Here is a 20,862-nt window from a genome sequence, read left to right on the forward strand (position 1 = left end):
CACCGCTAGCGGCGGTGACGGACCTCCCCATCAAGGCAGCATTTTTTTTAACGACAAGAGAAAATATGGCAAGCACACCGCCGGGCCAACGCAGGCTACAAATTCTTCAGGCCCTCGCCGCAATGCTGGAGCAGCCGAAAGGCGAAAAGATCACCACCGCCGCACTGGCGGCCAGACTGACCGTATCGGAAGCGGCCCTGTACCGCCATTTCGCCAGCAAGGCGCAAATGTTCGAAGGGCTGATCGAATTCATCGAGTCGAGCGTCTTCGGCCTGATCAACCAGATCGCGGAAAAGCACAGCGACGGCATGACGCAGACGCGCGACATCATCGGCATGCTGCTCAATTTCGCCATCAGCAATCCGGGCATGACGCGCGTGCTCATCGGCGATGCGCTGGTCAATGAGGACGAGCGCCTGCAAGTGCGCATGAACCAGTTCTACGACCGCGTGGAACTGGCGCTCAAGCAGGCCTTGCGCGTTGCCGCCGCCGAAGGCCATGGCAAGGAAAGCGAAGTGGCGGCGCGCGCCACCCTGATTGTCAGCTTCGTCATTGGGCGCTGGCACCGCTACGCCAAGAGCGGCTTCAAGATCAATCCATCCCAGGAAGCGGCGCTGCAAATCGCCATGCTGCTGGGGTAAGTCACCGCCGCGGCTGTCCCCATGCATACCGACTGCTTCGCCCTGCTCGACGACGCCAGCACACCCGGCGCCGGTTCGCGCCTGTACACGGGCCTGGCGGCGGTCTTGCAGTGCACCGAGGAGCAACAGTGGCCGGCACTGCTCGAAGGGCTGCAAGAGGCTTTACAGCGCGGCCAGTACGCCGTCAGCGTGTGCAGCTACGAACTGGGTGCGCACTTGCTGGCCATGCCGCCGCGCGCGGCCGGCCTTGATGCGCCGCCGCTGGCGCAAGTGCTCGTCTTTGAGCATTGCACGCAGCTGTCGCAGGACGAGGTGGCGCAGTGGCTGGACGCGCGCGTCGGCGCGGACGCCGCGCCTGCCGGCGTGGCCGATATCCGCGCGAACGTGGATCAAGCCGAATTCACGCGCGCGCTGCACCGCATCCACGACTACATCGTGGCCGGCGACACCTATCAGGTCAACTACACGTACCGTTTGCGCTTCGACGCCTTCGGTTCGCCCCTTGCCCTGTATGCGCGGCTGCGCGCGCGCCAGCCCGTGCCTTACGGCGCGCTGGTGATGCTGCCCGATGGGGGCGCCCTGCTGTCGCTGTCGCCGGAGCTGTTCGTGCGCCATGCGCAGGGAGAATTGACGGCGCGTCCCATGAAAGGCACGGCGCCGGCCGCCCCTGCGGATCAAACGGCAGAAAACGCGCGCCGCGCCACCGCCCTGGCCAGCGACCCGAAAAACCGCGCGGAAAACCTGATGATCGTCGACTTGCTGCGCAACGACATCGGCCGCATCGCCGCCACCGGTTCCGTCAAGGTGCCCGCACTGTTCGAAGTGACGCGCTACAGCAGCGTGCTGCAAATGACCTCTACCGTGCAGGCACGCCTGCGCGACGACGCCAGCCTGGCCGACATCTTCCAGGCCTTGTATCCATGCGGCTCGATCACGGGCGCGCCGAAACGCCGCACCATGGAAATCATCGCCGAACTGGAAGGGGCGCCACGCGGCATTTATACGGGCGCCATCGGCTGGTTCGACCCGCCGGGCGCCGGTGCTGCCCACGCTGTGGGCGACTTCTGCATGTCCGTGCCGATCCGCACCCTGGCCCTGCAGCCGGCTGGGCCTGGCGGTATCCGGCGCGGCGAGATGGGCGTGGGCGCCGGCATCGTGCTCGACAGCGACCCGCACGAGGAATTTGCGGAATGCCAGCTCAAGGCCCGCTTCCTCACGGGCCTCACGAACGACTTCGAACTGTTCGAGACCCTGCATGCGAGCCGCGACCATGGCTGCCGCCTGCAGGAGCACCACCTGGCGCGCCTGGCCGCCTCCAGCGCCTACTTCGGTTTTAGCTGGGATGCCACCGCTGCCCGCGCCGCGCTGCAGGCGGCCTGCGCGGCACGCCCCGACGATGTCCTTTTTCGCCTGCGCCTGGCGCTGCGCCAGGACGGCCAGTTCACGACGCAAAGCGGCGCGCTCACCGCCTTGCCGGGGACGGTCAACGTCATGCTGTCGCCCGACACAACGATTGCCGACGACCTGTTCCTGCGCCACAAGAGCAGCGTGCGCGCGCGCTACGACTCTGCCTGGCGCGCGGCCGAGGCGCAAGGCGGCTTCGACATGCTGTTCTTTAACGAGCGTGGCGAACTGACGGAGGGCGGGCGCAGCAATGTCTTCGTGCAGCTCGATGGCCGCTGGCATACGCCGCCCCTGTCCTGCGGCCTGCTGCCCGGCGTGCAGCGCGCGGCCATGCTGGCCGATCCTGCCTGGAACGCGCAGGAAACCATCATCACGCGCGCCATGCTGGCACGGGCCGAAGCCATCGTCGTGTGCAATGCGCTGCGCGGGGCGATGCCGGCACAGATTATCGCTAGCGCCTGAAACCGTTCAGGGCAAGGCGCATTGCCGAAGGCAGTGCGAACGCACGACGAGGCACTGCAACGCCGCCATGGACTGTTTCAGCCGCTAGATATCCACCTGCATTTCATAGCCGCCGTAGATCATCCGCTTGCCATCGAACGGCAGCTTGGCCGGATCCATCATCTCGGCCAGACGCGGATCTTTCATGACCTTGTCGTTGATTTCATCGCGCTTGGCGCGCGACTCATACACGATCCATGAAAACACCACCACTTCGCCATCCTGCAAGTCCACCGCCTGCGGGAACGAGGTCAGCTTGCCCGGCTTGACATCGTCGCCCACGCATTCGCGAAATTCCAGCGCGCCGTACTCTCGCCAGACGGCGCCGCAGCTGCGCGACATGGCCAGGTAGGCATCGAGCTTGGCTTTCGGTACGGGCACGACAAATCCATCGACATACGCCATGATGTTCTCCTTTGTTGTGACAAACGCGAACAACCAGCTTAGGACAATGATGGCAATGCGACAAGCGCGGCATTAAAAAAAAGCAGGCGTTCAAGCCTGCTTGTGTGTCGGCAACTTACAGCGCCAGTGCTTTTTCCACCGCGCCAACGAGTTTCTTGTCGTCCGGCGTCACCTTGCTGGGGAAGCTTTCCACCACTTTGCCGTGGCGGTCGATCAGGTATTTATGGAAATTCCAGGCCGGGGTCTTGCCCGTCTGCTTGATCAAATCCACGTACAGCGGGTTCGGTGCGGGACCGGAGACGACCGACTTCGAAAACATGGGGAACTTCACGCCATAGGTGTTGTAGCAGAAATCGGCGATTTCCTTGCTGTTGCCCGGTTCCTGCTTGCCGAAATCGTTTGACGGGAAGCCCAGCACCACCAGGCCCTTGCTGCCGTACTTGGCGTACAGCGCCTCGAGCCCTTCATATTGATTGGTAAAACCGCAATAACTGGCCGTATTCACCACCAGCACGACCTTGCCTGCGTACTGGCACAGGTTTTGCGGCGCCTCATCCTGCAGGCGGTTGAAGGTCTGCTTGAGGATGGCGGGGCAAGCGGCCGGCGCAGCGGCAGCGACAGCTGTCGCGGTGTCGGCGGCATGGGCCGGCACGGCCAGGCTGGCGCCGGCGGCAAGGGTGGTGAGCGCAAACAGCTGGGCAAGGGTCTTGGACATGAAGGGCACCATGGTTGAACGGAAAAAAACCATTCTATGTCAAACGCCGCGCGCGCGTGCAAGACGGACAACAACAGCGATTGCTTGAGCGACATCAACGACGGCGCAGTACTTGCCCAAAGCACAGTTTTTTTACCTATGCTCGGCCTTCCTGTCCCTTTCCCTGCCTTGTGGAGTCGCCATGCCCTTCCCGCACCTGACCGCATTACCCACCGCCCTGCTGGCCGCCAGCCTGCTCATCCTGGCGCCAGGCGGCGCGCACGCCGCCACGACGGCCAAAGCCGTCAAGCCCGCCGCGACCAAGGATGCACCCGCCCTGCCCGCCTACCAGGCCGACCTGAGCCAGACCACGGTGTCCGGCCTGTCCTCGGGCGGCTTCATGGCGGCGCAGTTTGCCGTCGCCTACTCGGCCACGGTGGCCGGCGCCGGCATCATCGCGGGCGGCCCATATTTCTGCTCGGGCCAGCCGGGCCGCTTCCCCTACATTCCCTACCTGACGAATGCCTTGAGCACCTGCATGAATCCCGGCAGTGCGCAGGTGGCGCCGCCTGTCGCCAGCGAATTGCTGCGCGCGGCAAACGATTTTGCGCGTGACCGTCTCATCGACGACACGGCCAACCTGAAACGCCAGCGCGTGTATCTGTTCAGCGGAACGAAAGACCAGACCGTGACGCGGCCGGTGGTGGAGCAGGTGGGGAAATTCTATCAACTGGCGGGCACGCCGGCGGCGCAGATCCGCTTCGTCGACACGCTGGGCGCGGGCCACGCCATTCTGACCGACAGCAATGCCGACAAGCCTTGCGCCGTGACGGAGTCACCCTTCATCAACGACTGCGACTACACGCAGGCGCGCGACATCCTGCAGCACCTGTACCCGGACCTGCAACCGTCGGCGACCACCCTGACGGGCAAGCTGATCGCCTTCAACCAGCGCAGCTTCATCCAGAACGCGTACTCGAGCATGAACAATACGGGCTACGCCTACATCCCGAAAGCCTGCGACAGCGAAAGCTGCCGCGTGCACGTGGTGTTCCACGGCTGCCTGCAAACGACGCAGGCCATCGGCGACCGTTTCTATACCAGCACCGGCTACAACCAGGTGGCGGACGCCAACAAGATCATCGTGCTGTATCCGCAAGCCGAACCGAGCCCCGTCTACCCGTACAACCCGAAAGGCTGCTGGGATTTCTGGGGCTACACCAGCATCAATCCGATCGACCCGGATTTCTACCGCAAGAGCGGCACGCAGATGGAAGCGGTCAAGGGCATGCTGGACCGGTTGGCTGCGCGCCGCGGCTCGCGTTAAGCGGCTTAGATACCGCCCATGCAGATGTATTTGATAACGAGATAATCTTCGATACCGTAGGTCGACCCTTCACGGCCCAGGCCCGATTGCTTGACGCCGCCGAAGGGGGCGATCTCGTTCGAGATCAGGCCCGTGTTGACGCCAACCATGCCCGTTTCCAGGCCTTCGGCCACGCGCCAGATACGGCCGATGTCGCGCGAATAGAAGTAGGCGGCCAGGCCGAATTCCGTGTCATTGGCCAGGGCGATGACTTCATCGTCCGTCTTGAAGCGGAACAGGGGCGCCAGCGGGCCGAAGGTTTCTTCCGTGGCCACGCGCATGTCGTTCGTCACGTCGGCGATGATGGTCGGCTCGAAGAAGCCGTTGCCCAGCGCATGGCGCTTGCCGCCGGCCAGCAGGCGCCCGCCCTTGGACAGCGCATCGGCCACGTGCTCTTCCACCTTGGCGACGGCCTTGGCGTCGATCAGCGGGCCTTGCGTGACGCCCGCCTCGATGCCATTGCCCACCTTCAGCTTGGCCACGGCGGCCACCAGCTTGTCGGCAAACGCGTCATACACGCTGTCCTGCACGTACAGGCGGTTGGCGCACACGCAGGTCTGGCCCGCATTGCGGTATTTCGAGGCGATGGCGCCTTCCACGGCCGCGTCCAGGTCGGCGTCGTCGAAGACGATGAACGGCGCATTGCCGCCCAGTTCCAGCGACAGCTTCTTGATCGTCGGCGCGCACTGCTCGGCAAGCAAACGGCCCACCTGGGTCGAGCCCGTAAACGTCAGCTTGCGCACGATGGGGTTCGACGTCATTTCGCCGCCGATGTCTTTCGGCGCGCCCGTGACGATACTGAACACGCCGGCAGGCACGCCCGCGCGCTCGGCCAGCACGGCCAGCGCCAGCGCGGAAAACGGTGTTGCTTCAGCCGGTTTCAGGACCATCGGGCAGCCGGCGGCCAGGGCCGGGCCGACCTTGCGCGTGATCATGGCGGCAGGGAAGTTCCATGGCGTGATGGCGGCGCACACGCCGATCGGCTCCTTGGTGATGACGAGGCGGCGGTCCGGCCATGGCGATTGCAGGGTGTCGCCCGCGACGCGCTTGCCTTCTTCCGCAAACCACTCGATGAACGAAGCGCCGAACTGCACTTCGCCCTTCGCTTCCGGCAGCGGCTTGCCCTGCTCGGTGGTCATGATCAGCGCCAGGTCGTCGGCGTTGTCCAGAATCAGGTCATGCCAGCGGCGCAGCACGGCCGCGCGTTCCTTGGCCGTCTTCTTGCGCCAGGCGGGCCAGGCGGCATTGGCCGCCTCAATGGCGCGGCGCGTCTCGGCTGCGCCCATCAGGGGCACCGTGCCGATATGCTCGCCCGTGGCGGGATTGTTCACGTTAATCGTCTGGCCACCATCGGCATCGACCCAGGCTCCATTCACGTAAGCCTGGTGACGCAACAAGGTAGGATCTTTCAACTGCAGCATAAGAATCTCCGGTCTGGTTTGAATTATCGACGAGGGATACTATGCCACAGCGCGGCCGATTCCGCAGGCGCGGCACGGAACTGGCTTAAGCTCTACTCGACCTTGAAAGACGACAGTTTCGGGTCCGGCGCCGGGTATTCCAGCTTCATGCCCTGCAGGGTTTCCAGCAGCAGGGATGCGACCACGAGGTTGCGCTGCGTCTTGGAGTTCGATGGCACCACGTACCACGGCGCGTGATCGGCATCCGTCTCGCGGATCGCCGTTTCATAAGCGCGCTGGTAGCCATCCCACTTCTTGCGCTGGGCGATATCGTTGGGGTCGAACTTCCACTGGCGGTCAGGATCGTCAAGCCGCTCCTGGAGCCGTCCCCGTTGCTCGTCCTTCGAGATGTGCAGGAAGATTTTCAGGATGACGGTGCCCGTTTCGCTCAGCATGCGCTCGAAATCGCGGATCTGCGCGTAGCGGCGCTGGCATTCGGCCTTGTCGATCATGTCCTGCACGCGCGTGATCAGCACATCCTCGTAATGGCTACGGTTGAAGATGGCGATTTCGCCCTTCACGGGCACGTGCTGGTGCACGCGCCACAGGTAATCGTGCGCCAGTTCGATATCGGTGGGGCCCTTGAACGCCACGGCGCGGATGCCCATCGGGTTGATGTTGCTGAAGATGGCCTTGACCGTGCCATCCTTGCCCGACGTATCCATGCCCTGCAGAACCAGCAGCACCTTCTTTTTGTGCTGCGCATACAGCATGCTCTGGCATTCGGCGATCTGCGCCGTCAGTGCCACGGTTTCCTCGCGGTCCATGGCCTTGCACTGGGATGGCGTCAGCTTCTTGTTCGCCGCCTTGGTGGCGGCGCCCAGCAGGCGCTTGCCGGCGAAGTCCTCTTTCAGCTCGAAGCCCTTGCCGGCACGGAATTGCGTGCGCGCCTTCATGCCGCCACCGCCAGCTTGCGGTGCTCGATTTTTGTGCAGTGATCCATCACCACGTCCAGGCCCGCCGCCCGCGCCAGCTGCGCCGCCTGCTCGTTGACGATGTCGAGCTGCAGCCACAGGCAGCCGGCCTTGACGGCGATGGCTTCCTCGGCGATGGGCAGGATATCTTCTGACTTGCGGAAGCAGTCGACGATGTCGATGCGCGCCGGTGCCACCGCAGCGGCAGCCTCCGTCAGGGTGGCGTAGGCGCGCTGTCCCAGCACATCGCGCCCGGCGAGGGCCGGATTGACGGGCAGCACGCAGTAGCCATGGTGCAGCAGGTAGTCGGCCACTTCATGGCTGGCGCGTTCGGGCTTGTCGGACATGCCGACGATGGCGATGATGCGGCTGTCTTGCAGGATGCGGGCGATGTTGGACATATTCTGGTCATAGTTGGGCGTGCGACATTGCCCGCCTAGCGTAGCAGATTCCCGTCGCGCCGGGAGCTAGCCAGAAGACTTAGCCTTGCGCACGGCCGCCATCTTCGCCACGAAAGCCTGCGCGCGCGCCGTCACGGCCGCGTAATCGCCCGTGGCGCCAGGGCCACTGAGGCTGCTGCCGATGCCCACGGCCACGGCGCCGCTGGCAAACCATTCCTGCAAGTTCTCCACCGTCACGCCGCCCGTCGGCATCAATGGCGCTTGCGGCAGGGGCGCGCGCAGGGCCTTGATGTAGGCGGGGCCGAACATCTCGGCGGGGAAGACCTTGACGATGTCGGCACCCGCCTGCAGGGCCGTGACGATTTCCGTCGGCGTCATCGCGCCCGGCATGGACAGCACCTGGTAGCGCTGGCACAGCGCGATGGTGTCCACGTTGACGCTGGGCGAAATGATGAACTGGGCGCCGGCCAGGATGGCGGCGCGCGCCGTCTCCGTATCGAGCACGGTGCCCGCGCCCAGCAGCACCTCATGACCATGGCGTTCGCGCAAGGTGCGCAGCACGCCCAGGGTATCGGGCGTGGTGAACGCCACTTCCAGCGCCGTGATGCCGCCGGCGATGCACGCCTCGGCGATCTGTACGGCCGCATCGGGCGAGTCGGCGCGCACGATGCCGACCATGCCCCGTTCGAGGATGCCATTGAAAACCATGTGTTTTTGCATCTGCTCTCTCCTGTCAGGCCGGCAAGGCGCCAAAGCGCACTTCCGGCAAACCGCGCACGCCTACCTGGCGTGCATGAAACAATCCGCCGGCCAGCGGTTCGCTCGCCAGCTGGGCCGGGGTCAAGCTCTCCTGCGCCGTCGTGACGAACAATTCGTCATAGTGCGGGCCGCCCAGGCTCACGCAGCTGGGCTGCGAAACGGGCAGGCTGATCTTGCGCTCGACGCTGCCGTCCGGCGCGAAGCGCAAGACCCTGCCCGCGCCCCACTGCGCGCTCCACAGGTAGTCATCCGCATCGATGGTGGCGCCATCGGCTGCGCCCGGTCCCGGATCGAGCACGGCAAACACGCGTACCCGGCTGGCGTCGCCTCCCAGGTAATCGTCCCAGCGATAGATTGCCTTTTTCATTGAGTCGCAGAAGTACATGGCCGTACCATCGACGCTGAAGCAGATGCTGTTCGAGATGGCGATCTGCGGCAGCGGCAAGCGCTCCAGGGTCAAATCCAGGTTGAGGCGGTAAAAGCTGCCGATCGCATCGCGGCATGGGCGCTCATCGAGCGTGCCGAAGACAAAGCGCCCCTGGCGGTCGCAGCGGCCATCGTTCAGGCGCGTCATGGGCAAGCCCCCCTCCACCGTGTGCAAGCGCGTGACGGCCCCGCTGCGCGCGTCAAACCAGGCCAGTCCGGAGGCCAGTCCCAGCAACAGCACCTCGTCGCTATCCGTCAGCGCGAAACACGCCAGGCGCTCGGGCATGGCCCAGCTCTGGCGCTCGCCCGTGGCCAGCACCAGCGCATGCAGCTGGCAGCCTTCGATATTCGTCCAGAAAACGCGGCCGCTGCGTTCGCACCAGCGCACACCCTCGCCCAGGAAATTCTGCGCATCGACCAGTAATTGGGCCTGTGTCCCCATCATTTTTTTTCCTTCCCTTCAATGTGACTCGCGCGGAACCGCCGAACCGCGGCAGCCGACCAGGAAGTCCAGATCCGCGCCTTCGTCGGCCTGCGTCACGTGCTTGATGTACATCGACTGGTAGCCGCCCTTCATGGCCGGCGGCGGTGCGCTCCACTCGGCGCGCCGGCGCGCCAGCTCAGCCTCGTCGACGTCCAGGTGCAAGCGCCGTCCCGCCACATCCAGTTCTATCATGTCGCCATCGCGCACCAGGGCCAGCGGCCCGCCCACGGCCGCTTCCGGCGCCACGTGCAGCACCACCGTGCCGTAGGCCGTGCCGCTCATGCGCGCGTCCGAGATGCGCACCATGTCGCGCACGCCCTGCTCCAGCAGTTTTTTCGGCAAGCCCATATTGCCCACTTCGGCCATGCCCGGATAGCCCTGCGGACCGCAGTTTTGCAGCACCATCACGCAGCTGGCATCGATATCGAGCGCGGGATCGTCGACGCGCTTTTTGTAGTGCTCGATGCTGTTGAACACGACGGCGCGGCCACGGTGCTGCATCAGCTCGGGCGAAGCGGCCGAAGGCTTGATGACGGCCCCGCGCGGGGCCAGGTTGCCATGCAGGACGGCGATGCCGCCCTCGTCCTTGAATGGCTGCGCCAGCGGCGTGATCACCTCGGGATTGAAATTTTCCGCTTCGGCCACGTTGACGGCCATGGTGGCGCCCGTGACGGTGAGCGCCTCGCCGTGCAATTTGCCCAGCAGGTCGCGGATGATCACGGGCAGGCCGCCCGCATAGTAAAAATCTTCCATCAGGTACTGGCCCGACGGCATCAGGTTCAGCAGACAGGGAATGTCACGGCCCAGGCGGTCCCAGTCGCCCAGGCGCATGTCCACGCCGATGCGCCCGGCAATGGCCAGCAAATGGATCACGGCATTGGTCGAGCCGCCGATGGCGCCGTTGACCATGATGGCGTTTTCAAACGCTTCGCGCGTGAGGATCTGCGACAGTTTCAGGTCTTCATGCACCATGTCGACGATGCGCCGGCCCGTCAGCTGCGCCTGCAGCTTGCGGCGCGCATCGACGGCGGGAATGGCCGCGTTGCCGGGCAAGGTCACGCCCAGCGCTTCGACCATGCTGGCCATGGTCGATGCCGTACCCATGGTCATGCAGTGACCGGCGGAACGCGACATGCACGATTCGGCCTGCTTGAATTCGGCTGACGTCATGCGGCCGGCGCGCACGTCCTCGGAAAACTTCCACACATCCGTGCCCGAACCGATCGGCTTGCCCCGGTAATTCCCGTTCAACATGGGGCCGCCCGACAGCACGATGGTGGGCAAGTCCACGCTGGCCGCGCCCATCAGCAGGGCCGGGGTGGTTTTGTCGCAACCCGTCAGCAGCACCACGCCGTCGATCGGGTTGGCGCGGATCGATTCCTCGACGTCCATGCTGGCCAGGTTACGGAACAGCATGGCCGTCGGACGCAGATTCGTCTCGCCCAGCGACATCACGGGAAATTCGACGGGAAAGCCGCCCGCTTCGAGCACGCCGCGCTTGACCATCTCGGCCAAGTCACGGAAATGGCCATTGCAGGGCGTCAGCTCGGACCAGGTATTGCAGATGCCGATGACGGGACGGCCATCGAAGGCGTCGCTGGGATAGCCCTGGTTCTTCATCCAGCTGCGGTGAATAAAACTGTCCTTGTCGTCGCCACCAAACCACGATTGCGAACGCAAGGGACGCTTGTTCTTGTTGCTGCTCATACTGTCTCCTGCGGGGAAATCAAGCCGCGCGCGGCGGCGATCAGCAGCGCACCGTGACCGGCCAGATAGTCTTGCTGCTGGTCGTCGACGATGATGCGCTTGCCATAAAAAAATCCGTGTTCCTCGATCAGCAAGCCGAGCGCCTGGCGCAGCATGGGCTTGCCGGTTATGACGAGCGGGCTATCGGGCCGCATCTGGATGGCGGTGCTGTTGCGCAGCGCCAGCAGGTCGCCGCTGAGGACGGCGCCCATCAGAAAATTGGCCCGCTCATTGCATTCGATGGCGCTGAACTGGCCCAGGGTGCGCACGCTGAAGCAGGCGCGCGCCAGCCCCGTTTTTTGCGCCGCGGCCGCGCCGGCCAGCAGCATTTTCGGCACCAGGGTCTGGGCAAAACCGCCATCGACCGATTGCTTGATCAGCGTGTGCTGCGTGATCGCCTGCAGCAGTTCGCCCGCGATGGTGGTGCTGCAGCCGAGGATGCGGCGCTGCTCGTCCACACTGATCAGCTTGGTATGCGAACCGGGCATGATCAGGGTCGCCGCGCCGCGCAATTGCAGGCGCTCGAGCAGCGCGACGACTTCCGTCTCTTCGCCGCGCATCATGTCCATTGCCTCGACGTTATGCAGGCCGACGGCGCCATGCTGGTTGCGCACGCCGGGAATCAGCCACAGGGGCTGCGCCAGCACGTCGGGCAAGTCCACCGCCTGCATGCCTTGCGCCAGCTGGGCCAGGCCGGCGGGCGCCGGCAAGTGCGGCACTTCCCGCACGCCCATGGGCGAGGTGATCATGCCCGAGGCCAGCGCCAGGTCCACCTCGGAAGGCGCGAGTCCGGCGCTGGCCAGCACGCTGGCGATGGTGTCGCGCAGCGCCTGTTTCAGCGCGCCGTTATGGCCATCGATGGCGGTATTGCGCACGCCCGTTTCCAGCTGCGCCTGCGCGACGACGGCGCCTGCGCGCCACAGCAAGGTACGCGTATTGGTGGTGCCGGCATCGATGGTGAGTATGTTCATGGGCAGGTTCGCAGCGTCGGTCAGGACAAAAATGAATGAGGGAAAAACTACCTCATGGTAGAACTGCCCCGCATATCTGACCAATCACTTATTTGACATCATTGATACCGGTTCGGATATGTCAAACGCGTCGATATCCTGCACGCCCAAACGGTAGGCGAGGTTGAACCGCGTCAGCTGTCCCGGCTGCAATTGCACGCCCTGCGCCAGCAGGGAAAAACAGCGCGCATCGGAATACAAACGGCAACTGTCCTGGGTGCTGGAAAAACGCAAGACCCGGCCGGAAGCGGGGTCGGCCACCCGCGCCGCCTCGCGCAGCTGGCCGCCGCCCGTCCAGTAAAAGTCATGCCGGAATCCCGGCAAGTGCACGAGCGCGGGCCAGGCCAGGCGTGACGCGAGCGGCGCCGGCTGGCGGAAGTCGAACGCGCTGCCCGCCACGTCGAGCGGAGCGCTGCACGAGTGGCCGCCTGGCCAGTAACGGTCGGCGGCCAGGCGCAGCACATGGTCGCCCACGGCGGCGCGGCCGCCCTGCAGATTGAACAGGGGTGCGGCCAGCGCGAAGCGGGAAACCGTCTCGGCCGTGGCGACGCAGTCGAGGTGCAGGCTGCCATCCTCGTCAAGCCGGTAGGTCAGGCGCACGGACAGGCCGTCGTGCGCCAGGTGCAGCAGCAAATGGCCGTCGTCCGGCGGCGCGCATTGCCAGGCCGTGGACGAGCGCGCAGCAGGGGGGGCGGCGCCCAGCACATCGGCCAGGCGGCCATAGCGGTCGGGCGCCCACCAGGCCCGCACGCTGGCATCGTGCGCGTCGATGGCCACGCGCATGCCGCGCGCATTGCGCAGCAGATGCATCATGGCGCCTGCCCTGGAGCTGGCGGCGGCCGGCTGCGTTGCTGGAATTCGCGCGGCGTGCAACCGAGTTCGCGCTTGAAGACGGCATGCATGTACTGCACCGTGGTAAAGCCGCAACGCACGGCCACCTCGGCCACCTGCCCCGGCCCGCGCGCCAGCAGGGTCTTGGCCGCATCGAGCTTGAAATGCAGGATTTCGTCGTGCACGCTGCGCCCCAGCTCGTGGCGGAAGTGCGCTTCGAGCGAGGAGCGCGACACGCCCACGTAATCGGCCACCTGCTCCGTCTTGATGCCCTGGCAGGCGTACTGGCGAATAAAATGGCGCGCCTGCATCACCTGCGGATGCTGGAAGGGCTGGTGGCGCGTGGAGGCCAGCACGTTCAGGCCGGCCGGCGGCACGAGGATGCGCGTGCCGGACAGGCGCGCGCCATTCAACATCTGATGCAGCAGATGCGCGGCCGTGCGGCCCATTTCCTCCGTGCCCTGGATCACGGAACTCAATGGAATGCGCGTGAGCATGCGCGCCAGCGGGTCGTTGTCGATGCCGATCAGGGCCACTTGCTCCGGCACGGCGATCCCCGCATGCATGCACGCTTGCAGCAGCTGGCGCGCGCGCGCGTCGCTGACGGCGATGATGCCGACGGGTTTTTCCAGGCTGTTGAGCCAGGCGATCTGCTGCTCCACCGCCTCGTCCCACGACGGCGCGCTGGTGGCGACGCCCCGGTACACGTCGGCGCGCATGTGATCGCGCTCCATCAAGGCGCAAAACGCCGTTTCGCGCTCCTGCGCCCAGCGGTTGACATCGGCCTCCGGCAGGCTGAAACAGGCGAAACGCGTCAAGCCCGCTTCCACCAGGTGTTCATAGGCCAGCTTGACGATCTTGAAATTATCGGTCGCCACATACGGGATGCCGGCCGGGTAATCCTCGGCGCGCGCATACGAGCCGCCTACGGCCACCACGGGCAGGCGGCTGTGCGCCAGCGCTTCGCAGACGGCGGGATCGTCGAAATCGGCGATGATGCCGTCGCCCTGCCAGCGCTCGATGCCGGGAAGCCGGCAGCGAAAATCCTCTTCCAGGAACAGGTCCCACGACACGCGCGTGGTGTTCAGGTAGGCGGCGATGCCCGCGATGATGTCGCGGTCGTAGATTTTATTCCCGTTAAACAGCAGCGCGATCCGGTGCGCGGTCGGCATCTTCATGGTGTCTCCTCCCGTGCCAGATCGTTTCACGGCTAACGACGCCCCGCTCGCGTGCTGACATCGACCCACACGGCCAAAGTGAGGATACTGCCTTTCACGATCATCTGCCAGTAGGTGTCCACGTCCAGCATGGACATGCCGTTATCGAGGCTGGCCATGACCAGCGCGCCGATCAGGGCGCCGTACACGGTGCCCGAGCCGCCGCGCATCGAGGTGCCGCCGATGAAGCAAGCGGCGATCGCGTCGAGTTCGCTGAAGGTGCCGGCCGATGGGGAACCTGCGGCCAGGCGGCCCGTGTTGATCAGGCCCGCCAGCGCGCACATCAGGCCCATGATGCCGAAGATCCACAGCTTGACGGCTTTCACGTTGATGCCGGACAGGCGCGTCGCTTCCATATTGCTGCCCACGGCGTAGATGCGGCGGCCGAACACGGTCTGGCTGGTGATGTAGCTGAACAGTCCCAGCAAGGCCAGCAGCAATAGCACGGGCAGCGGGATGCCTTCATAGCCGTTCAGGGTTTGCACGAAGGCATACAGCACGGCGCCGATGACGGCCAGGCGCAAGCCGTCGGCCCAGGGCGCCGTCTGCGGCAAGCCATGCTGCGCGCGGCTGGCGCGCGCGCGCCACGTCAGGAAGGCGGCCAGCAGGAACAGGCCGACGCCCAGCACGATGCCGGGCACCGCGGGCAGGTAGCCTTGCCCCAGATAGACCATCGGCTCGGAGACGGGCGCGATCGTGATGCCGCCCGTGATGCCCAGCAGGATGCCGCGGTACGCCAGCATGCCGCCCAGGCCCACGATAAAGGAGGGGATGCCCCGGTACGCCGTCAGGTAGCCATTGAGCAAACCAATCACCAGGCCGCAGCCGAGTACGGCCGCCAGGTTCAGCGCCAGCGGCCAGTGCTGCGTGACGTCCAGCACGGCGGCGATGCCGCCGAGCAGCCCCAGCAGGGAGCCGATCGACAGGTCGATCTCGCCGGCGATAATCACCAGCACCATGCCGCAGGCGAGGATGCCGGTGACGGACATCTGGCGCAGCAGGTTAGACAGGTTGCGCGGCGTGAGGAAACTGCCCTCCGTCTTCCACGAAAAGAAGGCCCAGATCAGCGCCACGGCGATCAGCAGGGCCAGCATCTTGTATTGGGTGAACAGCTGTTTGATACTGTGCGGTTTCATGCTGCGGTTTCCTTGTTTGCGGTGTTGGCGGCGGGCGCGGGACGCTGGTCCAGCGCGGCCGCCAGCACGGTTTCCTGGCTCAGGCCATCGTTGATAAAGTCGCCGCGCAGGCGGCCTTCGCCCATCACCAGCACGCGGTCGGACACGCCCAGCACTTCGGCCAGTTCCGACGAGACCATGATGATGGCCACGCCCCGGTCGGCCAGCGCCAGCATCAATTTGTAGATTTCATATTTGGCGCCCACGTCGACGCCGCGCGTAGGCTCGTCGAGGATCAGCACGCGCGGGCGCGTCAGCAGCATCTTGGCCAGTACGGCCTTTTGCTGGTTGCCGCCCGACAGGCTCGTAATGGGCAGCGACGGGCTGGCCGCCTTCAGTTCCAGCTGCGCGATCTCGCCGCGCACGGCCGTCAATTCCGCCTCGCCATCGATGCGCGTGGCGCGCGCGAATTCCTCCAGCACGGCCAGGGTGATGTTCTGCCCCACGTCGAGGTCCGGCACGATGCCGTGGTGCTTGCGGTCTTCCGGCACCATGGCCAGCCCCATGGCAATGGCCTTTTGCGGCGAGCGGGTATCGATCTTGCGGCCATCGAGCCACACTTCGGCCTGGCAAGGCCCCTGGTAGGCGCCGAACAGGGCCGAGACGAGCTCCGTGCGCCCCGCCCCCACCAGGCCGGCGATGCCGAGGATCTCGCCCTTGCGCAGGGTGAATGACACATCGTCGACCCGCTTGCGCTGCGGGTTGTCGGCATCGATGCAGGTCACGTGGCGCGCCTCGAACAGCACCTCGCCGATGGGTGCCGGCTGCGCGCGCTGCGGATACAGCTGGCTCATTTCGCGGCCCACCATCTGCGCGATGATGCGCTCGACGTTCATCTGCGCCATCGGCGTGGTGGCGATATGCTTGCCGTCGCGGATGACGACGATGGTGTCGCAGATGGCCGCCACTTCATCGAGCTTGTGCGAAATGTAGATGCAGGTGACGCCCTTGGCTTTCAGCGCGCGCAGGATATCGAGCAGCACAGCGATTTCCGACGCCGTCAGCGACGACGACGGCTCGTCGAGGATCAGCAAGCGCGCATTCTTGTTGAGCGCCTTGGCGATTTCCACCAGCTGCTGGTGGCCGCCGCCGTAATTCATCACGGGCTGCGCCACGTTCAGTTCGGGAATTTTCAGTTCGCGCAGCAGCTCGTCGGCGCGCTTGTACATGGCCGCGTAATGCATGCGCCCGCCGGGCAGGGTGAGCTCGCGGCCCATGAAGATATTCTCGGCCACGGACAGCTGCGGCACCAGCATCAGTTCCTGGTGGATGATGATGATGCCAGCGTCTTCCGTGTCGCGGATCGATTGCGCGCGCAGGGGCTGGCCCTCCCACAGGATCTCGCCATCCCAGGTGCCGTGCGGGTACACGCCGGACAGCACCTTCATCAGGGTCGACTTGCCGGCGCCATTCTCGCCGCACAAGCCGATGCACTCGCCGGCCCGCACCTGCAGGTCGATGCCGTCAAGCGCGCGGACACCGCCAAACTGTTTGACGATGCCTTTCATTTCAAGCAGATAGTCGGACATGCTCACTCTCGTTGCGGATACGGGGGAAATGTCGGATTAGCGGCGCCCATGGCGCCGCTAATCCGACCTACGGCCGATGCGGACGGCCGACACCACCACCGGCGTTTCCGGAGCCGGCGATTGTCGGATAACGGCCGATGCGGGCAATCGCAGGTCGGCTTAGCGCGCAGCGCGTAAGCCGACAGCAAGCAGGTGATCAATTACCCAATTGCGCCTTGGTATAGAAACCGTCATCAACGAGAATGTTCACATTCGCCTTGGTCAGCGGCGTTGGTTTCAGCAGCACCGTACTGACCTTTTTCAGGCCGTTGTCATAGCTGGAGTTGTAGGCCGGCTTTTCATTGCGCGCCAGTTGCACGGCCAGCTTGGCCGCTTCCGCAGCGATGGTTTTCAACGGTTTGTAGACCGTCATCGATTGCGTGCCGGCGATGACGCGTTTCACGGCAGCCAGGTCGGCGTCCTGGCCCGAGACCGGCACCTTGCCGGCCAGCTTCTGCGCGGCCAAAGCCTGGATGGCGCCGCCGGCAGTACCGTCGTTCGAGGCGACGATGGCGTCGATCTTGTTGCCGTTGGCCGTCAGCGCGTTTTCCACGATGGACAGCGCTTCGGTGGCGCTCCAGTCCTTTACCCACTGCTGGCCGACGATCTTGATGTCGCCCTTGTCGATGAACGGTTTCAATACCTTCATCTGGCCTTCGCGCAGCATCTTGGCGTTGTTGTCGGTCGGCGAGCCGCCCAGCAGATAGTAATTGCCCTTCGGTTGCAGCTTGGTCACGCCTTCGGCCTGCATCTCGCCCACTTTCTCGTTGTCGAATGAGATGTACGCGTCGATATCGGCGTTCAGGATCAGACGGTCATACGACAGCACCTTGATGCCGGCCTTTTTTGCTTCCTTGACGGTGTTGTTGAGGACCGTGGCGTTGAACGGCACGATCACCAGCACGTCCACGCCGCGCGAGATCAGGTTTTCGATCTGCGAAATCTGGCGCTGCTCGCTGGCGTCGGCCGACTGCACGAAGACCTTGGCGCCCTGCTTCTCGGCGGCGGCGATGAAGAAATCGCGGTCGCGCGTCCAGCGTTCCACGCGCAAATCGTCGATGGAAAAGCCGATTTTCGGGTTTTTCGCATCGGCCAGGGCGGCGCTGCTGCTCAATGCCAGCATGGCGGTCATGATGGCTGCACTGATGATCTTGTTCATTGTGTGTCTCCTTGTGGATTTTATTAACAACGTTTTTTAACTGCGGGTACTGCTGAAAAATTTTATGTCTGTGGTGGTGTCAGGTTACGCGCGGAGCGCTAACCCGACCTGTCCAGATCTGCCTGCTAATGGTTGTGGCGCGGCAGGGTCTGGCCCACGGCGCGGTATTTCAGGGCCAGCTCCATGCAGGCGCCCGTTTCCAGCTGGCCCACGCTGGCGCGGTAGATTTCTTGCCACGGGGTGGCGCTGTCGTTGACGGGCGGCGGCAGTTCTTTGGCGCGGCGCGCCAGTTCGTCCGCATCGACCAGCATGTCGCAGTGGCCCCCGTTCAAGTCCACGCGGATGATGTCGCCCGTGCGCAGCAGCGCCAGGCCGCCGCCCACGGCGCTTTCCGGCGACGCGTTCAGGATCGAGGGGCTGTCCGACGTGCCGGACTGGCGCCCGTCGCCCAGGGTCGGCAGGTTCAAAATGCCGGCCTTGAGCAAGGCGTCGGGCGGCTGCATGTTGACCACTTCGGCCGAACCGGGCCAGCCCACGGGACCTGCGCCGCGCATGACCAGCATGCAGCTGTCGTCAATCGCCAGGGCCGGGTCATTGATGCGCGCGTGATAGTCGCTTGAACCGTCAAAGACGATGGCACGCGCCTCGAACACGCCCTCGCTGCCGGGACGCGACAGGTAGCGCTCGCGGAAAGCGGGCGAGATCACGCTGGTCTTCATGATGGCGAAGTCGAACAGGTTGCCCTGCAAGGCCATGAAACCGGCCTTTTCCTTCAGCGGCGCGGCAAACGGGCGGATCATCTCGCGATCAGTACTTTCGCGCCCGGCCAGGTTCGCGGCCATGCTCTGGCCCGTGACCGTCAACCGGTCAGCGTGCAGCAAGCCCGCCTGCTGCAGCTCCCACATCACGGCCGGCACGCCGCCGGCGCGGTGGAAGCGCTCGCCCAGATACTTCCCGGCCGGCTGCATGTTCAACAGCAGCGGCACGTCGTAGCCGTGTTCCATCCAGTCGCTCGAATGCAGTTCCACGCCCGCATGACGCGCCATGGCCATCAGGTGCGGCTGCGCGTTGGTCGAGCCCCCGATGGCCGCGTTGACGATGATGGCGTCCAGGAACGCCTCGCGCGTGAGAATGCTCGACGGGCGCACGTCGTCATGCGCCATGGCGACGATGCGGCGCCCCGTTTCATAGGCGATCTGGCCCCGCTCGCGGTACGGCGCGGGGATGGCCGAGCAGCCCGTCAGCGACATGCCCAAGGCTTCCGCCAGCGCATTCATGGTCGATGCCGTGCCCATGGTGTTGCAGTGGCCGGCCGACGGCGCAGAGGCGGCGGCGATCTGCAGGAATTTGTCGTTGTCGATCAAGCCGGCCGACAGCTGGCGGCGGCCCTTCCAGATGGCCGCGCCGGAGCCCACCAGTTCACCGTCCATCCAGCCGTCGAGCATGGGGCCGCCCGACAGCACGATGGCGGGAATGTCCACCGTGGCGGCGGCCATCAGCTGGGCCGGCGTCGTCTTGTCGCAGCCCGTCGTCAGCACCACGGCGTCGATCGGGTAGCCATGCAGAATTTCCACCAGCCCCAGATACGCGAGGTTGCGGTCCAGCGCGGCCGTGGGACGGCGGCAATTTTCAAAAATCGGGTGCAGCGGGAATTCCATCGGGATGCCGCCCGCGTCGCGGATGCCGTCGCGCACGCGCTGCGCCAGCTCCAGGTGGATGCGGTTGCAGGGGCTGATGTCGCTGCCGCTTTGCGCGATGCCGATGATGGGCCGGCCCGAACGCAGCTCCTCGGCCGTGATGCCGTAGTTCATGAAGCGCTCGAGGTACAGCGCCGTCATGTCGATATGGTCGGGATTGTCGAACCAGTCCTGCGAGCGGAAGCGCCGCGCCTGGCGGTTGCCTGCGGTGCTCATGCGCCGTACCAGCCTGCGTCGACGTAGTATTCGCGTCCCGCGCACTTGGCCGCGTTGTCGGACGCGAGGAACAGCGCCAGCGCCGCCACGTCTTCCGGCTCCACGCGCAGCTGCAGGCATTGTCCCTGCAGGATCACGGCTTCCGCTTCCGGCGTATGCCACAGCTTTTCCTGGCGCGGCGTGCGCACGGCGCCGGGAATGATGCAGTTGACGCGGATGCCGTCGACGCCCAGGTCGCGCGCCAGTCCGCGCGTCAGGCCCTCAATGCCGGCTTTGGCCGTCATGTAGATCGACAGGCGCGCTTGCGCCAGGTGCCAGGAAATCGACCCCAGGTTGAGAATCACGCCGCTGCCTTTGGCGCGCATGGCGGGCGCCACTGCCTGGGCGCAGAAATACTGGTGGCGCAGGTTGACGGCCATGCGCTCGTCCCAGTAGGCGGGCGTGACGTCCTGCAATTGATGGCGGTCGTCATTGGCCGCATTGTTGATGAGGATATCCGTGGCGCCCGCGCTGTGTTCGATCTCGACGAAGGTGGCGGCCAGGGCGCCCAGGTCCGTCAGGTCGCAATAGCGGAAAACGGGCGGCTGCGGCAGGTCGGCCAGCTTGTCCTGCAGCGCCAGCGATGCTTCGCGGGCGATGTCGAGAAAGGTGACGTGGGCGCCCTGGCGCGCGAACGCCTCGACGATGGCCACGCCGATGCCGGTGCCGCCGCCCGTGATGACGACGCGCTTGCCGGCCAGACTGGAATAGATTGCATGCTGCATGGTGTCTCTCTTTTTAAAATAATC

19 protein-coding genes are annotated in these 20,862 nt (G+C 65.0%); 3 read left to right on the top strand and 16 right to left on the bottom strand.

Annotated elements, in window-relative coordinates; all coding sequences use genetic code 11:
* The first annotated feature begins 65 nt into the window (after positions 1 to 65).
* Together slmA and pabB are read left to right on the top strand one after the other, a co-directional pair.
* Positions 66 to 641, top strand: a complete 576-nt coding sequence (gene slmA, locus GYK42_RS01810) for a nucleoid occlusion factor SlmA (protein ID WP_034752791.1) — start codon at positions 66 to 68, stop codon at positions 639 to 641.
* Between the two features lie 21 nt (positions 642 to 662).
* The gene (gene pabB / locus GYK42_RS01815) at positions 663 to 2,507 is read left to right on the top strand and encodes an aminodeoxychorismate synthase component I (protein ID WP_166446083.1); all 1,845 of its coding nucleotides are present in this window, start codon (positions 663 to 665) and stop codon (positions 2,505 to 2,507) included.
* A gap of 84 nt (positions 2,508 to 2,591) precedes the next feature.
* On the opposite strand, the gene GYK42_RS01820 is transcribed toward pabB, so the two are convergent.
* On the bottom strand, positions 2,592 to 2,951 hold the full coding sequence (locus tag GYK42_RS01820; protein ID WP_092713240.1) for a DUF1428 domain-containing protein: 360 nt from the start codon (positions 2,949 to 2,951) through the stop codon (positions 2,592 to 2,594).
* A gap of 115 nt (positions 2,952 to 3,066) precedes the next feature.
* A complete protein-coding gene (locus GYK42_RS01825) occupies positions 3,067 to 3,666 on the bottom strand; it encodes a glutathione peroxidase (RefSeq protein WP_166446084.1) in 600 nt (199 codons plus the stop codon).
* A 181-nt stretch (positions 3,667 to 3,847) separates the two neighbouring features.
* On the opposite strand from GYK42_RS01825, the gene GYK42_RS01830 reads away from it, so the two are divergent.
* On the top strand, positions 3,848 to 4,972 hold the full coding sequence (locus GYK42_RS01830; RefSeq protein ID WP_166446085.1) for an extracellular catalytic domain type 2 short-chain-length polyhydroxyalkanoate depolymerase: 1,125 nt from the start codon (positions 3,848 to 3,850) through the stop codon (positions 4,970 to 4,972).
* Between the two features lie 5 nt (positions 4,973 to 4,977).
* Here the strand turns inward: GYK42_RS01830 and gabD are convergent, their stop codons facing one another.
* The 14 genes from gabD to GYK42_RS29160 form a co-directional block, all read right to left on the bottom strand.
* Positions 4,978 to 6,432 (bottom strand): NADP-dependent succinate-semialdehyde dehydrogenase, encoded by a 1,455-nt coding sequence (gabD, locus tag GYK42_RS01835; RefSeq protein ID WP_166446086.1) that lies wholly within the window; start codon positions 6,430 to 6,432, stop codon positions 4,978 to 4,980.
* Positions 6,433 to 6,524: 92 nt separating this feature from the next.
* Positions 6,525 to 7,367: a PPK2 family polyphosphate kinase gene (locus GYK42_RS01840; RefSeq protein WP_166446087.1), complete on the bottom strand. Its 843-nt coding sequence runs from the start codon at positions 7,365 to 7,367 to the stop codon at positions 6,525 to 6,527.
* Positions 7,364 to 7,786 (bottom strand): CoA-binding protein, encoded by a 423-nt coding sequence (locus tag GYK42_RS01845; protein WP_166446088.1) that lies wholly within the window; start codon positions 7,784 to 7,786, stop codon positions 7,364 to 7,366. Before GYK42_RS01845 ends, GYK42_RS01840 begins: the two co-directional genes overlap by 4 nt.
* 66 nt (positions 7,787 to 7,852) lie before the next feature.
* Entirely contained in the window at positions 7,853 to 8,506 is a 654-nt protein-coding gene (locus tag GYK42_RS01850; RefSeq protein ID WP_166446089.1) for a bifunctional 2-keto-4-hydroxyglutarate aldolase/2-keto-3-deoxy-6-phosphogluconate aldolase, read from the bottom strand.
* Positions 8,507 to 8,519: 13 nt separating this feature from the next.
* Entirely contained in the window at positions 8,520 to 9,416 is an 897-nt protein-coding gene (locus GYK42_RS01855; protein WP_431190145.1) for an SMP-30/gluconolactonase/LRE family protein, read from the bottom strand.
* A 15-nt stretch (positions 9,417 to 9,431) separates the two neighbouring features.
* The gene (gene araD, locus GYK42_RS01860) at positions 9,432 to 11,162 is read right to left on the bottom strand and encodes an L-arabinonate dehydratase (RefSeq protein WP_058049351.1); all 1,731 of its coding nucleotides are present in this window, start codon (positions 11,160 to 11,162) and stop codon (positions 9,432 to 9,434) included.
* A complete protein-coding gene (locus GYK42_RS01865; RefSeq protein WP_166446090.1) occupies positions 11,159 to 12,172 on the bottom strand; it encodes a 2-dehydro-3-deoxygalactonokinase in 1,014 nt (337 codons plus the stop codon). The genes araD and GYK42_RS01865 overlap by 4 nt, the downstream gene beginning before the upstream one ends.
* Positions 12,173 to 12,256: 84 nt before the next feature.
* Positions 12,257 to 13,024 carry a hypothetical protein gene (locus GYK42_RS01870; RefSeq protein WP_166446091.1) on the bottom strand — a complete coding sequence of 256 codons (768 nt, stop codon included), beginning with the start codon at positions 13,022 to 13,024 and terminating at the stop codon, positions 12,257 to 12,259.
* The gene (locus GYK42_RS01875; protein WP_046681867.1) at positions 13,021 to 14,220 is read right to left on the bottom strand and encodes a XylR family transcriptional regulator; all 1,200 of its coding nucleotides are present in this window, start codon (positions 14,218 to 14,220) and stop codon (positions 13,021 to 13,023) included. The genes GYK42_RS01870 and GYK42_RS01875 overlap by 4 nt, the downstream gene beginning before the upstream one ends.
* Positions 14,221 to 14,252: 32 nt before the next feature.
* Entirely contained in the window at positions 14,253 to 15,395 is a 1,143-nt protein-coding gene (locus GYK42_RS01880; RefSeq protein ID WP_166446092.1) for a sugar ABC transporter permease, read from the bottom strand.
* Positions 15,392 to 16,963: a D-xylose ABC transporter ATP-binding protein gene (gene xylG / locus GYK42_RS01885; RefSeq protein WP_166446093.1), complete on the bottom strand. Its 1,572-nt coding sequence runs from the start codon at positions 16,961 to 16,963 to the stop codon at positions 15,392 to 15,394. The genes GYK42_RS01880 and xylG overlap by 4 nt, the downstream gene beginning before the upstream one ends.
* A 196-nt stretch (positions 16,964 to 17,159) precedes the next feature.
* Positions 17,160 to 18,134, bottom strand: coding sequence for a D-xylose ABC transporter substrate-binding protein (gene xylF / locus GYK42_RS01890; RefSeq protein ID WP_099377905.1), 975 nt, complete (start codon positions 18,132 to 18,134; stop codon positions 17,160 to 17,162).
* 152 nt (positions 18,135 to 18,286) lie between these two features.
* Positions 18,287 to 20,074 (bottom strand): IlvD/Edd family dehydratase, encoded by a 1,788-nt coding sequence (locus GYK42_RS01895; protein ID WP_166446094.1) that lies wholly within the window; start codon positions 20,072 to 20,074, stop codon positions 18,287 to 18,289.
* Entirely contained in the window at positions 20,071 to 20,838 is a 768-nt protein-coding gene (locus GYK42_RS29160; protein ID WP_240943375.1) for an SDR family NAD(P)-dependent oxidoreductase, read from the bottom strand. Before GYK42_RS29160 ends, GYK42_RS01895 begins: the two co-directional genes overlap by 4 nt.
* Positions 20,839 to 20,862: the final 24 nt, after the last annotated feature.

It is taken from the genome of Janthinobacterium lividum, from assembly GCF_011601275.1.
Classification (GTDB): domain Bacteria; phylum Pseudomonadota; class Gammaproteobacteria; order Burkholderiales; family Burkholderiaceae_D; genus Janthinobacterium; species Janthinobacterium lividum_E.

Excerpts from the sequence above, each read along its gene's own strand:
- slmA (WP_034752791.1), top strand. The coding sequence starts at position 66 with ATGGCAAGCACACCGCCGGGCCAACGCAGGCTACAAATTCTTCAGGCC.
- pabB (WP_166446083.1), top strand. The coding sequence starts at position 663 with ATGCATACCGACTGCTTCGCCCTGCTCGACGACGCCAGCACACCCGGC.
- GYK42_RS01820 (WP_092713240.1), bottom strand. The coding sequence starts at position 2,951 with ATGGCGTATGTCGATGGATTTGTCGTGCCCGTACCGAAAGCCAAGCTC.
- GYK42_RS01825 (WP_166446084.1), bottom strand. The coding sequence starts at position 3,666 with ATGTCCAAGACCCTTGCCCAGCTGTTTGCGCTCACCACCCTTGCCGCC.
- GYK42_RS01830 (WP_166446085.1), top strand. The coding sequence starts at position 3,848 with ATGCCCTTCCCGCACCTGACCGCATTACCCACCGCCCTGCTGGCCGCC.
- gabD (WP_166446086.1), bottom strand. The coding sequence starts at position 6,432 with ATGCTGCAGTTGAAAGATCCTACCTTGTTGCGTCACCAGGCTTACGTG.
- GYK42_RS01840 (WP_166446087.1), bottom strand. The coding sequence starts at position 7,367 with ATGAAGGCGCGCACGCAATTCCGTGCCGGCAAGGGCTTCGAGCTGAAA.
- GYK42_RS01845 (WP_166446088.1), bottom strand. The coding sequence starts at position 7,786 with ATGTCCAACATCGCCCGCATCCTGCAAGACAGCCGCATCATCGCCATC.
- GYK42_RS01850 (WP_166446089.1), bottom strand. The coding sequence starts at position 8,506 with ATGCAAAAACACATGGTTTTCAATGGCATCCTCGAACGGGGCATGGTC.
- GYK42_RS01855 (WP_431190145.1), bottom strand. The coding sequence starts at position 9,416 with ATGATGGGGACACAGGCCCAATTACTGGTCGATGCGCAGAATTTCCTG.
- araD (WP_058049351.1), bottom strand. The coding sequence starts at position 11,162 with ATGAGCAGCAACAAGAACAAGCGTCCCTTGCGTTCGCAATCGTGGTTT.
- GYK42_RS01865 (WP_166446090.1), bottom strand. The coding sequence starts at position 12,172 with ATGAACATACTCACCATCGATGCCGGCACCACCAATACGCGTACCTTG.
- GYK42_RS01870 (WP_166446091.1), bottom strand. The coding sequence starts at position 13,024 with ATGATGCATCTGCTGCGCAATGCGCGCGGCATGCGCGTGGCCATCGAC.
- GYK42_RS01875 (WP_046681867.1), bottom strand. The coding sequence starts at position 14,220 with ATGAAGATGCCGACCGCGCACCGGATCGCGCTGCTGTTTAACGGGAAT.
- GYK42_RS01880 (WP_166446092.1), bottom strand. The coding sequence starts at position 15,395 with ATGAAACCGCACAGTATCAAACAGCTGTTCACCCAATACAAGATGCTG.
- xylG (WP_166446093.1), bottom strand. The coding sequence starts at position 16,963 with ATGTCCGACTATCTGCTTGAAATGAAAGGCATCGTCAAACAGTTTGGC.
- xylF (WP_099377905.1), bottom strand. The coding sequence starts at position 18,134 with ATGACCGCCATGCTGGCATTGAGCAGCAGCGCCGCCCTGGCCGATGCG.
- GYK42_RS01895 (WP_166446094.1), bottom strand. The coding sequence starts at position 20,074 with ATGAGCACCGCAGGCAACCGCCAGGCGCGGCGCTTCCGCTCGCAGGAC.
- GYK42_RS29160 (WP_240943375.1), bottom strand. The coding sequence starts at position 20,838 with ATGCAGCATGCAATCTATTCCAGTCTGGCCGGCAAGCGCGTCGTCATC.